The sequence below is a fragment of the Collinsella sp. AF37-9 genome, from assembly GCF_003475115.1.
Lineage (GTDB): Bacteria > Actinomycetota > Coriobacteriia > Coriobacteriales > Coriobacteriaceae > Collinsella.
This window is the reverse complement of the sequence record NZ_QROQ01000012.1, coordinates 23,325-37,774: the sequence shown is the minus strand read 5'-3', so window position 1 is coordinate 37,774 and position 14,450 is coordinate 23,325. Positions and strand designations below refer to the sequence as shown.

At 61.9% G+C, this 14,450-nt stretch carries 13 protein-coding genes; 1 reads left to right on the top strand and 12 read right to left on the bottom strand.

What is annotated here, in order from left to right:
* Window positions 1–204 precede the first annotated feature (204 nt).
* The 9 genes from DW024_RS05165 to DW024_RS05125 all read right to left on the bottom strand — a co-directional run bounded on the left by DW024_RS05165 (window position 205) and on the right by DW024_RS05125 (window position 9,785).
* Window positions 205–594 (bottom strand): metal-dependent transcriptional regulator, encoded by a 390-nt coding sequence (locus DW024_RS05165; RefSeq protein ID WP_055252669.1) that lies wholly within the window; start codon window positions 592–594, stop codon window positions 205–207.
* 209 nt (window positions 595–803) lie between these two features.
* Window positions 804–1,574 carry a Cof-type HAD-IIB family hydrolase gene (locus tag DW024_RS05160; RefSeq protein ID WP_117839740.1) on the bottom strand — a complete coding sequence of 257 codons (771 nt, stop codon included), beginning with the start codon at window positions 1,572–1,574 and terminating at the stop codon, window positions 804–806.
* A 6-nt stretch (window positions 1,575–1,580) separates the two neighbouring features.
* Window positions 1,581–3,440, bottom strand: coding sequence for an ABC-F family ATP-binding cassette domain-containing protein (locus DW024_RS05155; RefSeq protein ID WP_117839739.1), 1,860 nt, complete (start codon window positions 3,438–3,440; stop codon window positions 1,581–1,583).
* Between the two features lie 205 nt (window positions 3,441–3,645).
* Window positions 3,646–4,521, bottom strand: a complete 876-nt coding sequence (pstB, locus tag DW024_RS05150; protein ID WP_118377123.1) for a phosphate ABC transporter ATP-binding protein PstB — start codon at window positions 4,519–4,521, stop codon at window positions 3,646–3,648.
* Window positions 4,518–5,444, bottom strand: coding sequence for a phosphate ABC transporter permease PstA (gene pstA / locus DW024_RS05145; RefSeq protein ID WP_117564462.1), 927 nt, complete (start codon window positions 5,442–5,444; stop codon window positions 4,518–4,520). Before pstA ends, pstB begins: the two co-directional genes overlap by 4 nt.
* On the bottom strand, window positions 5,437–6,345 hold the full coding sequence (pstC, locus tag DW024_RS05140; RefSeq protein ID WP_117735919.1) for a phosphate ABC transporter permease subunit PstC: 909 nt from the start codon (window positions 6,343–6,345) through the stop codon (window positions 5,437–5,439). Before pstC ends, pstA begins: the two co-directional genes overlap by 8 nt.
* A 24-nt stretch (window positions 6,346–6,369) precedes the next feature.
* On the bottom strand, window positions 6,370–7,311 hold the full coding sequence (locus DW024_RS05135) for a phosphate ABC transporter substrate-binding protein (RefSeq protein ID WP_118377122.1): 942 nt from the start codon (window positions 7,309–7,311) through the stop codon (window positions 6,370–6,372).
* 320 nt (window positions 7,312–7,631) lie between these two features.
* Window positions 7,632–9,068 carry a M20 family metallopeptidase gene (locus DW024_RS05130; RefSeq protein ID WP_117806364.1) on the bottom strand — a complete coding sequence of 479 codons (1,437 nt, stop codon included), beginning with the start codon at window positions 9,066–9,068 and terminating at the stop codon, window positions 7,632–7,634.
* Between the two features lie 54 nt (window positions 9,069–9,122).
* Complete coding sequence (locus DW024_RS05125; protein WP_089572099.1) at window positions 9,123–9,785, bottom strand: HAD hydrolase-like protein; 663 nt, start codon at window positions 9,783–9,785, stop codon at window positions 9,123–9,125.
* Window positions 9,786–9,941: 156 nt separating this feature from the next.
* Between DW024_RS05125 and DW024_RS05120 the strand changes: the two genes are divergently transcribed.
* Window positions 9,942–10,802 carry a DegV family protein gene (locus tag DW024_RS05120; protein WP_118377121.1) on the top strand — a complete coding sequence of 287 codons (861 nt, stop codon included), beginning with the start codon at window positions 9,942–9,944 and terminating at the stop codon, window positions 10,800–10,802.
* A 141-nt stretch (window positions 10,803–10,943) separates the two neighbouring features.
* Here DW024_RS05120 and DW024_RS05115 read toward each other — a convergent pair whose 3' ends face one another.
* From DW024_RS05115 to DW024_RS05105, 3 genes are all read right to left on the bottom strand, one after another.
* Window positions 10,944–11,702, bottom strand: coding sequence for a TIGR00730 family Rossman fold protein (locus DW024_RS05115; protein ID WP_118377120.1), 759 nt, complete (start codon window positions 11,700–11,702; stop codon window positions 10,944–10,946).
* A 213-nt stretch (window positions 11,703–11,915) separates the two neighbouring features.
* Window positions 11,916–13,055 (bottom strand): tRNA guanosine(34) transglycosylase Tgt, encoded by a 1,140-nt coding sequence (gene tgt, locus DW024_RS05110; RefSeq protein WP_055250876.1) that lies wholly within the window; start codon window positions 13,053–13,055, stop codon window positions 11,916–11,918.
* A gap of 405 nt (window positions 13,056–13,460) precedes the next feature.
* A complete protein-coding gene (locus DW024_RS05105; RefSeq protein ID WP_006235414.1) occupies window positions 13,461–14,261 on the bottom strand; it encodes an SDR family NAD(P)-dependent oxidoreductase in 801 nt (266 codons plus the stop codon).
* Window positions 14,262–14,450: the final 189 nt, after the last annotated feature.

The window sequence follows — 14,450 nt, the reverse complement described above, 5'->3', positions numbered from 1 at the left end:
CTCCTGCGGAGCAAGAAAGACGGGCCTCGCGCTGCGGAGTGTTTTCAAAACCAAGCCCGGCCCCGGCCTGCATTGACACAGCTGGCGGTTCTTGGGCATCGCTTGCTGGCGGGGTTCCTTTGCTGAAATGGACTTGGCCGAAAGGGCCGCTGGTCCCGGTCGCTGGTTCGCGCTTTGCGTGAACTCCGCGCTACTGTGGGTCAGTTAGGCTTCTGTTGTTGGACCCGCTACATCTTCCCGTCTCAGCATCGATCTTAGCTTCTCGAAGCTCTCCTCGCTCAGGCAGTGCTCCATGTGGCAGCCCTCTTGCGACGCGACCTCGGGCGTTACGCCTGCGTCCTCTAGCAGACCTACAAAAAAGCAGTGGCGCTCCCACATTTGACGGGCAACCTCAAGACCGCGTTCCGTCAGATGCACGTCGCGTTTGCCCATCTCCACGTAGCCGGTGCTCTCCAAGGCCGCCATGGCTTTAGAGACGCTTGCTTTGGTTACGCCCAAGTATTCGGCAACGTCGATCGAGCGCACGATGCCCTGACGTTCCGATAGAACGTAGATCGATTCGAGATAGTCTTCTCCGGATTCACGCAGGGCCATGGGCCGCCTTTCGCGATGGCTTCTAGTTAGCCTTTGGATACTTTTGCTTGATTTACTTTACCGCAAAAGTTGCCCATGTCTTACTACTTTGCCTAAAAGTTAGCCGTGTTTCACAAAACATGCGGGACGAAAACAAAATGGGGACGCCCCGCAAGGAGTGTCCCCAACTGCCGGCAGAAAAGGAACGTCCCCAAGTGCCGAATCCGCAGCTACACCAGCCCGAAGTGCTTTGCGGCGTTGTAGATGCCGTCGTCGTCTACGGCGGTCGTTACGTAGGTCGCTGCGGCCTTCACAGTATCCTGCGCGTTGCCCATGGCAACACTGGTGCCCACGGCTCCAAACATCGACAGGTCGTTCTCGCCATCGCCAAAGGCAATCGCTTCGCTCACGTCGACGCCCAGGCGCTCCAGCGTCGCCGCAACGCCCAGATCCTTGCCGCCGTTGGCAGGGATAATGTCGCAGAACAGATCGCACCAGCGCGTCGTGAGCGAATGCGACACCGCATCGGTCACGATATGCTCGTCGGCCGGATCCACAAACGCGCAAAACTGGTAGACCGGCGCGTCGAAGGCGTGGTCAAACGGCTCCTCGTGGTAGACGATTCCCGCGTTGTTGCCGGCCGCCACCACGCGCTCGGACAGGCGGTTCACAAACGAGTTCTCGCCCTGCATGCACAGCGAGTCGTAGCGCCCCTGAGCCACCTGGTCCACGATCACCGCAACATCGTCCGGATCGATCGGGCAGCTGCGGTAAACACCACTGGCATCAAAGCAATGCTGACCCGAAAGCGTAATGTACGCATCCCAGCCAAGGTCGAACAGCCAGTCCGGCATCTGGTAGGTCGGACGGCCCGTAGCGATCACGCACGCAATCCCCTGCTCGTGAAAGCTGTCGAGCACCTGCTGCGCCGACGCCGGAATCCGGTGGGTCTTAAAGCTCAGCAGCGTGCCGTCGATATCGAAAAACGCGGCCCCGATCATCCTCGTCTACTCCTCGCCCTCGAGCTTTTCGCTCGCCTCGAGCCACGCCATCTCCAGCTCGTCCATGGCGGCGTGGGCCTCGTCGATCTTTGCCTGCTGCTCGCCCAGCGCCGTGTAGTTGGTGGGATCGACCTGGGCCATGGCGGCCTCGGCCTCCTCCACGCGAGCGCGCTGCGTCTCCATCTTGCGCTCGAGCGAACTCACCTCGCGGCGAAGCTTCTGGCGTTCGGCGTTGGAAAGGCCATTGGGCTGCCCGCTCGTCTTGGGCTTTTCGGCCGCAACCGCTGCGGCGCCGGTGTCGAACGTGCCGGTCTTGGCGCTCGGCGCGCCCACGGGCTCGCCCTCGGCGGTGGCGTTGCACAGGCGCAGGTACTGATCCACGCCGCCGGGCATATGCGTCAGGTGGCCGTCGAGCAGCGCCCACTGCTGGTCGGTCACGCGCTCCATGAGGAAACGGTCGTGCGTCACTAGGATCAGCGTGCCAGGCCAGCCGTCGAGCAGATCCTCGACAATCGCCAGCATGTCGGTATCGAGGTCGTTGCCGGGCTCGTCCAGGATGAGCACGTTGGGCTCGTCCAGGATTGTCAGCAGCAGCGACAGGCGACGGCGCTGGCCGCCCGAAAGATCGCCGATGCGGCTCCAGAGCTGCTGCGTCGTAAAGCCCAGACGCTCGCAGAGCTTCTCGGGCGAAGTCTCCTTGCCGTCGATGACGTAGTACTTCTTATAGTTGCTGAGCACCTCGCGGATCGTGTCGCCCATGTAGGGCTCGAGCTCTTCGAGCTGCTGCGACAGCACGCCAAAGCGCACCGTCTGGCCAATCTTCACGCGACCGCGCAGGGGCGCGATCTTGCCCTGGATCACGTCGAGCAGCGTCGACTTGCCGGCGCCGTTCTCGCCCAAAAGACCATAGCGGTCGCCCGCACCAATGAGCCAGGTCACGTCGGAGAGCACCTGCTTGGGCGCGCCGTCGGTATCCGCATAGCCGGCGTCCACGTCGACCACGTCGATAACCTGCTTGCCCAGACGGCTCACCGCCAGGCGCTTGAGCTCCAGCTCGTCGCGCACAGGCGGCACGTCGGCAATCAGCTCGCGAGCGGCATCCACGCGAAACTTGGGCTTGGTGGAACGCGCCTGGGCGCCGCGGCTCAGCCACGCGAGCTCCTTGCGCGCCATGTTGCGACGGCGCTCCTCGGTAACCGCGGCCATGCGATCGCGCTCCACGCGCTGCAGGATGTAGGCCGAGTAGCCGCCCTCGAAGGGGTCGACTTGGCCGTCGTGGACCTCCCACATGCTGGTGCAGACCTCGTCCAAGAACCAGCGGTCATGCGTGACCACGAGCATGGCGCCCTGACCGCGCTGCCAGCGGGCCTTTAAGTGACGCGCAAGCCAGTTGATGGTACGCATGTCCAGGTGGTTGGTGGGCTCGTCGAGCATGAGCACGTCGTAGTTGCCGATCAGCAGGCGCGCAAGGTCCACGCGACGGCGCTGACCGCCCGAAAGCTCGCCCACTGTGCCTTCCCAGGGCACATCGCTGATGAGGCCGGCCAGAATCTGGCGCGTACGCGGACTCGACGCCCACTCATACTCGGGCGCGTCGCCCACGACGGCATGATGCACGGTGTCGGTATCGACCAGGTTGTCCTTTTGGCCGAGCAGTCCGATCGTGGTGCCGCGGCGGTGCGTCACGCGTCCGTCGTCGGGTTCCAGCGTGCCGGCGAGCACGCTCAGCAGCGTCGACTTGCCGTCGCCGTTTTTACCGACAATACCAATGCGGTCGCCCTCGCCCACGCCGAGCGTCACGCTATCGAAAATATGCTTGGTGGGAAACTCTAGGCTGATGGAATCGCATCCCAAAAGAATCGCCATATGCCCTGCTCCTTCGTAGAAATTCAACGTTGTCCATGATAGCAGCGAGCCCCACCCCAAACCACCACGAAGGTGCCTGTCCCCTTTGTGGTGGTCGTTTCGGTCGCAGAGCAAAAAGGCGGGCCATCTCCCGCAAGAGATGACCCGCCTCTCCAATCAGTCCCGCGGCAACCGTGGCCGCCGCGGGCCTCAAGCATGTCCCGGACTAGGAGAACATGCCGGTGAGGTAATCATTCAGCCGCTTATCCTTGGGCCGTTGGAAAATCTCGTCGGTCTCGTCGTACTCGACCATATCGCCCATGTAGAAAAACGCCGTGCGGTTGGACACGCGCGACGCCTGCTCCATGTTGTGCGTCACGATAACGATGGCGCGGTCGGCCACGATCGACGACATCAGGTCCTCGATCGCCAGCGTCGAGATGGGGTCGAGCGCCGAGCAGGGCTCGTCAAACAGAATCACGTCGGGGTTGAGCGCCAGCGTGCGCGCAATGCACAGACGCTGCTGCTGACCGCCCGAAAGCGCGTAGGCGCTCTTGTCGAGCTTGTCTTTGACCTCGTCCCACAGCGCGGCACCGCGCAGACTTTCCTCGACCATGCGGTCGAGCTCGTCACGGTCGGTGATGCCGTGGCGCTTGGGCGCAAAGGTGATGTTGTCGCGAATGGACTTGCGGAAGGGGTTTGGCTGCTGGAACACCATGCCGATGGAGCGACGCAGCTCGTACGTGTTCTCGGTCTTGGTGTTCACGTTGCGCCCGCGGTAGTTGATCTCGCCCTCCACGCGACAGCGGCGAATCTCGCGATTCATCAGGTTGAGGCTACGCAAGAAGGTCGACTTGCCGCAGCCCGAAGGCCCGATGAGCGCCGTGATCTCACCCTTGTGGAAGTCGAGCGACGTATTGTGCAGCGCATGGTGGTCGCCATAGTACACGTTGACGTCCTTGGCGGAGAGCACGACCTCGTCGCTCACGGCCTTGCCGCTCACGCGCACGCGTCTCTCGCTCTCCCCCACGCTCGACAGATAGTCCTGGGGGGTGTCGGACGTGGCCGCCTCGGTTGCGGGCGTTGCATTCATATCGCTCATTCGGCCGTCATCTTCCTTGCCAGTTGCTTGCCCACGATACGGGCGACTACGTTAAACAGCAGCACGCAAATCATCAGCAGTGCCGCGGTGCCCCAGACGATCTGCTGGGCCTCGGGGCTGCCCTCGCCATAGATCTTGTAGATGTGCACGGCCAGCGACTCGCCGGGACGGAACACGTTCCAGGCGCAGGTGGGGCTCGACAGGTTAAAGCTCAAGAAGTTGAGGCGGACCGGCGAGCTCATGCCCGAGGTAAAGAGCAGCGCCGCGGCCTCGCCAAACACGCGGCCGGCCGAAAGCACGATGCCGGTCACGATGGCGGGCATGGCCTCGGGAATCAGGATGTGCAGTGTGGCCTCCCAGCGAGTGAGGCCCATGGCCAGGCACGCATCGCGCTGGGCCTGCGGCACGTCCTCGAGCGCCTGCTGAATCACGCGCACCAGGATGGGGATGTTGAACATGGTGAGCGCGACGGCGCCGGAGATGATGGAGTACTTCCAGCCCAGCTGCACCGAGAACACCAGAAAGCCGAACATGCCGACGACGATGGAGGGCAGCGAAGACAACGTCTCGATGGCGGTCGAGGCGATGTCGCGAATGGGACCGTCGGGCGCGTATTCAACTAGGAAGACCGCGCCGCCCAGGCTGATGGGCACCGAGATGATCAGGGTAATCAGCAGCAGATAGAACGAGTCGAACAGCTGGTAGAGCACACCGCCCTGGGTTCCGTTGGCGCGCGCAGGCTGCGTGAGAAAGCCCGGCTGGAACAGCGTCGAGATGCCCTCGAACAGGATGTAGGCCACCATGGAGACGACGATGAGCATGACGATGGCGACGATCGCCGTCAGCACGCCCGTGGCGATGCGGTCCTGCCTTTGGACACGCCCGAGTCTCGCCTCGTCGATATGGATGCGCGTGCTAGCCACGAGCCTTCGCCCCCTTGCGGCCAATGAGATGGATGATCAGGATGAAGATGAGGCTCATGCCCATCAGCAGAAGGCCGAGCGCCCACAGGACGTCGTCCTGGGCCGAGCCCTCGGCATAGACCGCCATGGACGTGGTGAGCGTGGTGGTGATGGTGGAGGCCGGCGACAGCAGCGACGTCGGCATGGCCTCGATACCGCCGATAACCATGCGCACGGCGAGCGTCTCGCCAAAGGCGCGGGTCATGCCAAGGATGACCGCGGTCATGAGCGAGGGCATGGCGCTCTTGAGCACCACGTGCCAGATGGTCTGCCAGCGGGTGTAGCCCAGCGCGAGCGAACCCTGACGGTAGCTGTCGGGCACGGCACGCAGGCCATCGACCGAAAGCGTGGTCATGGTCGGCAGGATCATGACGGCCAGCACGATGGCGCCGGGCAAGATGCCCAGACCCGTGCTCACATGGAAAACGCTCTTCATAAGGCCGACGACCACGTGAAAACCGATCAGGCCAAAGACGACCGAGGGAATGCCGGTCAAAAGCTCAATAAGCGGCTGAAAGACCTTGGAGCCAAACTTAGGCTGGATCTCGACCGCAAAGATGGCAGAGCCGATGGCGATGGGCAGCGCGATGAGCGTGGAGAGCACCATGACCGCAAACGAGGTGACGATCAGGGGCAGGGCGCCGGTGTAGGGCAGGCCATTTTCGGCCGTGTTGGCCAGGTCCCACTTGGTGCCGGTGAAGAACTCGACGACCGAAACGCCGTCCTTGAGAAAAGCCGAGAGGCCCTTTTGGGCGACCATAAAGATGAGCGCGGCAACGACAAGCGTCACGAGCGCTACGCACGCGCCCGTGACGCCCAGGCCCACGTTCTCAAGGTCGCGCTTTGGCAGCTGTTTTGCCATTGCAAACCTTTCCGGGGCGATTACTTATTTAGCGGAGACCTTGCCGCTGGCGTCCTTGACGACCTTCATAGCAGAGACGGGGATAAAGCCCTGCTCCTCGACGAGCTTGCCCTGGACGTCGTCGGAAAGCATGAACTCCAGGAAGGCCTTGGTGGCCTCGTCGGCGTCCTTCGCGCAGTACATGTGCTCGGTAGCCCAGATCTTGAAGGAGTCGTCGGTGACGTTTGCGCTCTTGGGCTCCACGCCCTCGACCTTGATGGCGTTGAACTTGGAGTCGTCGAAGTGCGAGAAGTCGAGGTAGGAGATGGCATTGTCGGTGCTGCCCATCTGAGTCTGGACGTCGCCGGACTTGTCGAGCTCGGCGTCGCCCTTAAAGTCGACGGCCTCGTCGCCAAAGACGGCGGCCTCGAAGGTGGCGCGGGTGCCGGAGCCTGCCTTGCGGTTGAGGACGACGATCTTGGCGTCGTCGCCGCCGACCTCCTTCCAGTTGGTGATCTGGCCGGAGAAGATGCCCTTGAGCTGCTCGAGGGACAGATCATCGACCTTGACGTTCTTGGAGACGACAGGGCCCATGCCCACGACGGCGACCTCGTGATCGACGAGGCTCTTGACCTGATCGGCCTCGAGCTTGGTCTCGGCGAAGACGTCGGAGTTACCGATAGTAACGGTGCCGGCGGCAACAGCGGTCAGGCCCTTGCCCGAACCGTTGCCCGAGCCGGAGATGGAGACGTCCGGGTTGGCGTCCATGAACTTCTCGGCAGCAGCCTCGACGAGAGCCTGGAACGAGGAGGCGCCGTCGTAGGTCACCTCGCCGGAGACGGACTCGGCAGCGGCAGCGGCACTGCCCTTGTCGGCGGCGTCGGATGCGCCTGCGCCGCCGCAACCAACGAGACCGAGTCCGACGATGCTGGCAAGGCCACCAGCGAGGCCGAGGAACCGACGACGAGAATAAGCCTGATCGAGCATAATCTTCCTTTCATACATGCAACTCGCGGGCACCCTGCCCGCTTTGCTGTTTGGAAAGATACGGCCCCGATCGGGCGACGACCGCCTTATCTGCGGTTTCTTACGGACATTTGATAGACCCTTACCGCAAGCTCTGCCCAGCCTTTACAAACGGATAACAAACCCGCCACCAAGCATGACCCGCCTTTTACACCAATAAAAACAAAGTTGCGGTGAAATAGTTCCTGCTTGGCCATCAAATGGCCCATTCTAGGAACTATTCCACCGCAACTTAAAAAGCCCGGACGAAAGGGGTGCTAAGTTGTTAAAACGCCGCAGCCTTAAAGCTCAAGCTCGTTCAAACGTAAGATCGCCACGATATAAATCTTGAGCGCCTGCTTGAGCTGTTCCTCGTTGGCGCACTCATTGGGGCCGTGCATCTGGCCGCCCCATGCGGGCAGCTCCAGGCCGGTCTCCTCGGGGCCAAACGAGACGGCGCGGGCAAAGTTGCGTGCGTACGTGCCGCCGCCCATGGCAAAGGGCTCAGCATGCTTGCCCGTAAACTCGTTATAGGTATCAATAAGCGCCTTCACGGCCGGATCGTCGGCAGAGACCGAGAACGGCACCTTCGCACGACCCACACGGCACGTCACGCCAAAACGGCCCACGAGCGGATCGAGCTGCTCGCGGATGGTATCGGCACTCGTGCTGTCGGGGAAGCGCACGTCGATGACCTGCTCAATATGGCCATCCGCCACGCGGATGACGCCAGCGTTGCAGGTAAGCGGGCCAAACGCCGGACTCGTCGCATCGATACCTAGGCCGCGGCCATAGGCATCCGCATGCACAAAGGCCAGGAACTTGACGAACTCGTGCTCGGCAGGCGTCAGCAGGCGCTCGTCGCGTGCACCAAACGCGTCTTCGGCCTCGCGCAGATACGACACGATCAGGCCGACGGCGTTGATGGTGCCCTCAGGCATCGAAGCGTGGCCGCCAATACCGTGGGCGAAAATCTGCGCATGCCCGTTATCAAGCGCCGTGATCTCCAGGCGGTCGGCGTTCTCAACGGGCGCCGGCAGCTCATCGGCGGCAATCGCGAGCTCGCAGATGGACTGCGACGGAATGGCATTGCTCGCCTCGGAGCCGCTCCACGACACGATGCGCCCGCCGTCGATCTTGGGACTCACGAACGTCGCCCCAAACTGGCCCTTCTCGGCATTGCAGACCGGAAACTCGGCATCGGGCGTAAACAAAAAGTCGGGGTCTGCGTGGTTCTCCAGATAATGGTGAACGTCGGACATGCCCACTTCCTCATCGCAGCCCAGCAGCGCGCGGAAAGTATAGCGCGGGGTAATGCCGTGCTTGAGCAGATAGGCGCCGGCGTAGAGTGACAGCACCGCCGGACCCTTGTCGTCGATAACACCGCGGCCGAGCAGCCAGCCCTCGCGACGCTCCAGCGCAAACGGGTCGGTGTTCCAGCCCGGGCCGGCGGGCACCACGTCCACATGGCAAATGGTCGCGAGCTGCTTGTCGCCGCGGCCAGGGATATCGGCAATGCCCACATAGCCCTCGTCGTCGCTCGTCTGATAGCCAAGCTTCTGCGCGATGCCGAGCGCACAGTCGAGCGCGTCACGGACCGGGCGGCCAAACGGCGCGCCGGGCTCTGCATCGGCAGAAACTGCCACGGACGGATAGCTCACCAGCTGCTCGATATCGGCGACGACATCTTCCCAGACCTCGTCGACATACTCAGCGACGCTCTGCTCCACCTGATTCATAGACTGCCTCCTTACCAATGAGCGGCAAGCGTACCCGCCCCTCACATTTAGTTCCTAGATAGAGAAAAGTTTAGCAAGCTCGGCCACCGAGTGCACCACTGCATCGGCACCCGCCGCCTCATGCTCACCCGGCGCCGCCGCGCCCGAATAGATGCCGATGCACGGCACGCCCATCGCGTGCGCACCCTCGACGTCGTTAAAGCGATCGCCGATCATCACGGCATCGTCCGCCGTCGCGCCGAGCGCCGCCAGGGCATCGCGAACCGAATCGGCCTTGGTCTCGCGCCCCTGCGGCGGATTCATGCCAACCACGGCTTCGAACTGAGAAAGACCAAGCTCATGCACCATGTCGATGCATTTGGCCTCCATGCGTGACGTCGCCACGGCCATACGCTTGCCCCGGGCGGCCAACTCATCCAGCAGCTCGGGAATCCCATCGAACACGGGGTACTCCTCCGGTCCCAGCTCATCAAAAAAGGCGCGGTACTCGTCGGCCACCACAAGCGACTCCTCGCGGGAAAAGCCGTAAAAGTCGTGAAAGCTCTTCCACAGGGGCGGCCCGATCATGCGGCGCAGATCACCCATCTGCGTCTCCGAAAACCCGCGCGCAGCCAGCGTCTTGCGCGTCGAGGTCATCACTGCCCGACCCGTATCGGCCACCGTGCCGTCAAAATCGAACAGCACAACCGGCCGCTCGCAAAGTTGCAATGCCGCCATCGGCACCCTTCTTCCCCAGTTGATGATTTCCACACCACCGCTTCAAACTGTTGACTATTCAACAATTGAACCTAGCAATGTAGAGCAACTCCACTATACTTGTCGCACTTTGCTTTCAGAAGGCGGCGCTGCCGCGCCCCAACGAAAGGTGCAATTATGTCTTTTGCCATCATAACCGACTCCACGTCGGACATCTCCCCCGCCCGCGCCCAAGAGCTCGGCATTTACGTGATTCCGCTGCATGTGATTATCGAGGGCGAGGACCTGCTCGACCAGGTGCAGATTACCGCCGAGGAGTACGTCGCCCGCATGGCCGGCTCCGAGCAGCTGCCGCACACCTCGCAGCCGAGCGCCGGCGAGTTCAAGGCACTCTTCGACCGCGTACGCGCCGACGGCCACGATAGCGCGATCTTTATCTCGCTATGCAGCGAGTGGTCCGCCTGCTATGCCAACGCATGCCTGACGGCCGAAACCCACGAGCTCGACGTGCGCTGCATCGATTCGCGCACCGGCTCGGGCGCCGAGGGCCTGCTGGTGGAGTACGCGCTGGCCATGCGCGAGGACGGCCGCAGCCTGGACGAGACCGAGGCGCAGATCCGCGCGACCCTGCCCGACGCCCACCTGTTGCTGATTCCGCGCACGCTCGAGAACCTCGTTAAGAACGGCCGCGCGCCCAAGCTCGCCGGCCAGTTGACGCAGATGCTCAACATTCGCCTGGCCGTTTCGCCGGAGTGGAAATCGGGCGAGATCAAGGCCGTCAAAAAGGGCCGCGGCGCCAAGCGCATCGTTGCCAACACCATGACCGATTGCCTCGCATTTTTGGCCGAACATCCGGGTGCGAGTGTGCGCGTGCTCACGACTGGTGCCGCCGAGGAGCAGGAACTCGTCAACCAGGCGCTCGCGGGCCAGGACTTCGTCGATGCCGGCACCGGTCCCATCGGCTGCACCATCGCCACCCACGTAGGCGTCGACGCCATAGCCATCAGCTACTGCCCCCGCTACCAACCTGCCAATTAGGGACAGGTTTATTTTGGCAGGTTTTATCTGGGCAAACGTTAAACGGTAACACGCCAAAACAGTCAATTTGGGACGGGGCTAAAAAGACTGGCATGTAACGTTACGCACCGGTCTTTTTAGCCCCGTCCCATTTTAGCTACTCTACATCAGTCCGCTCAGGGCAATGTCGACGGCTTCGTTGAGGTCGTCGGTGATGTGCACCAGCTCCTGATCGAGTGGGCTGATCATGCCGGCATCCATCACCGGGCCGTTGAGCCAGTCGAATAGGCCCTGCCAGTACTCGGTTCCCACCAAAACGAGCGGCATGCGCTTGACCTTGTGCGTCTGCACCAGCGTGAGCACCTCGAACATCTCGTCGAGCGTACCAAAACCTCCGGGAAACACGATGGCGCCCGAGCTGTATTTGACGAACATGGTCTTGCGCACAAAGAAGTAACGGAAGTCCATGCCGAGGTTCACATATTTGTTGAGCCCGTGCTCGTGCGGCAATTCAATGCCTAGGCCAACTGACTTGCCGTTGACACTCGCTGCTCCCCTGTTGGCCGCTTCCATGATGCCGGGGCCGCCACCGGTGATGACCGCCACGCCACGTTGCGCGATCTTGCGCCCGACGGTGCGCGCCGCCTTGTAGAGCGGATCGGTCTTGGGCGTGCGGGCGCTACCGAAGATAGTCACCGCAGGTCCAAGCTCGGCAAGTGCGCCAAAGCCATCGACAAACTCTGCCTGAATTCGCAGCACGCGCCAGGGGTCGGCGTGCAGCCAGTCAGTCGACTCCTCGGGCGCCAGCAGGTTGGCGTAGGTGTTGTCCTTAGGAATCATGGGGCCGCGCATGACCACGGGGCCGCGGCGGTACGTCTCGTCGTAGGTAGGCTCGCCCTCGACGTTCTCATTCTTAATCATGGGTACTCCTATCGAAAAAAAGAAAAACGGGCGGGGTCGACGCTATGCGTCAAACACCCGCCCGAGCATCAACTATTCGGTATGGTACCCACGATGCATCAAGCACTTGCAAGCTATCGGTCAGCGGTCGCGCAGCCGGTGTCAACGAATGTGACGACCGGCTGGCGCCCGACCATTGCCGTTGCCCACGCTCTGCAAGCGTGTCTGTCGCCCTTAGTAATCCACCGCGGCAGGACTATTCATCCAATCGCTCACGAATGCGCCGTAGCGGCCCTCGATAATGGCCTGGCGGGCACGCTGCATAAGGTTGAGCAGGTAGTAGATATTGTGCATCGAAAGCAAAATGCCGCCGAGCATCTCCTTCTGCGTGACCATGTGGCGAATGAGCGCGCGGCTGTAGCCGCCCGTGCACACCGGGCAGGTGCAGGTGGGGTCGATGGGGCCGTCGTCGTGCGCAAAGCGCGCGTTACGGAAGTTAAGGCGACCTTCACTGGAGAACGCCGTACCCATGCGACCGGTGCGCGTCGGCAGCACACAGTCGAACATGTCGATGCCCACGCCCACGCCGCGTACGAGCGTGGTGGGGTTGCCGACACCCATCAGGTAGCGCGGCTTATGCTTGGGCATGTACTCGCTCACGAGCGGCGCCAGGGTCTCGAACATGGTCTCGTGATCCTCGCCCACCGAATAGCCACCGATACCATAGCCCGGGAAGTCGCCGCACTCCTCCAGATGGCGCAGCGAACGCAGGCGCAGATCCAGGTGCATGCCGCCCTGAACGATGCCAAAGAGCGCCTGGTCATCGCGGGTATGCGCCTTATAGCAGCGCTCGGCCCACATGCTCGACAGCTCAACGGCGCGCTCAACGTAGGCGCGCGTTGCGGGATAGCCCGGGCACTGGTCGAGCTGCATGCAGATATCGGAGCCGAGTTTCATGGCGATTTCCATGTTGTCCTCGGGCGTCCAAAACACGTGGCGGCCGTCGTAATCGTTGACAATAAAGCGCACGCCCTCATCGGTGAGCTTGACGGCATCGTTGTGGCTGAAGACCTGGAAACCGCCCGAGTCGGTGAGGATGGGGCCGTGCCAGTTCATGAACTTGTGCAGGCCGCCCAGCTCGGCGATGGTATCCTCGCCGGGACGCATGGACAGATGATAGGTATTGGCGAGCACGATCTGGGCGCCGAGCTTCTTGACAGTCTCGGTAGGAATGCCCTTGACGTTTGCCTTGGTGCCCACGGGCATAAAAATCGGCGTCTCGATGTCGCCGTGCGGGGTGTGCAGCACGCCGGCGCGCGCGTGCGTCGTCGGATCCTCGGCAATCAGGTCGAATTTAAAAAGGTTCTGGTCCATAAACTGGAACTCCTTGGTTGCGGTTCATACGCAAACCATTATACGGGCAACCCGCAAGAAGCACCGACTCGACAGAAACTGGCGCATTAGGATCAGGTTCCCGCGCTAGTCGTTGGGGACGTTCTTAAACGACTAGACGTTGGGGACAGCCTTCAGCGCCATCTTGCAAAGGAGTGTCCCAATCTACCGGCACTTAGGGACTGTCCCCAACTGCCGACAACGCCGATGCTCTGGTAACGCCGATGCTCTGACAACATCAGCGAGCGGTCGCCAGGGCGAACAAATTGGCATGAAAAGAGGGCGGCATAGACCTTCTGGTCATGCCGCCCTCTTTGAATGACAAGTTGTCGCCCTGGTGACCGCGCAGCGTCGGCCGGTCCGCCGTTCGGTAGAACGGCGGAACCCCTAAGGACGCTGGCCCATGCCACCCTCGAGGGTGACGGTCTCGCCGTTCATATACTTAAAGTCGGGACCGCAGAGCTGAACGACAACGCGGCCGATTTCCTTCTCGACGTCGCCGTAGTGGCCTGCCGGCGGCATGTGGACGTTGGCCTTGAACGCCTCGGGATAGGCATCTTGGAAGTTCTCGAGCGCGGCGGTCCAAGCAAGCGGGCAAACGATGTTGACGTTGATGCCGTCCTTGCCCCACTCGTTGGCGGCGACGCGAGTCAGGCCGCGGATGCCCTCCTTGGCGGCAGCATAGCTGCACTGGCCGTAGTTGCCAAACAGGCCGGCGCCCGAAGCAAAGTTGACCACGGAGCCCTTGGTCTCCTTCAGGTGCGGATAGGCCTTCTGCATGTACAGATAGGTGGCATACAGACCGGAGTAAATGGCCAGGTTAAACTGATCCATGGTGTGGTCGGCGATGGTCACGCCCGAGGCGCTGGCCTGAGCGTTGTTAACGACGGCGTCGATGCGACCGAACTCCTCAATCGCCTTGTCGATAACGTTCTGCACGACGGCCTCGTTGTCCTGACCGGCGGAGACATCGGCCTGAACAGGAAGAACCTTAACGCCGTACTCAGCCTCGAGAGACTCCTTGGCGGCCTCGAGCTTGGCAACGTTGCGGCCGGTGATGACGAGGTTCGCGCCCTCCTTGGCAAAAGCGATATCGATGCCGTAACCGATGGAGCCAGCGGAGCCGTCCTTGAGCGTGGCCTTGCCGCCGCCGGTGACGATCACGGTCTTACCAGTGAAAAGTCCCATACAAAGTCCTTTCAAATCGCGACGGGCCCGCCCGTCGACTGCGCGCATCCAACTTCACGCGCCAAAAGCTGACATGCAACTTTAGCGTGTTCAAGTGAATAGAAAAGGCCTCGGTAGGCGAACGGCATAACGTCTTTCGGCGAAGGGATTGTCAAGTACAAACTGGATAAAGTGGCCGAGTTTTTGCTA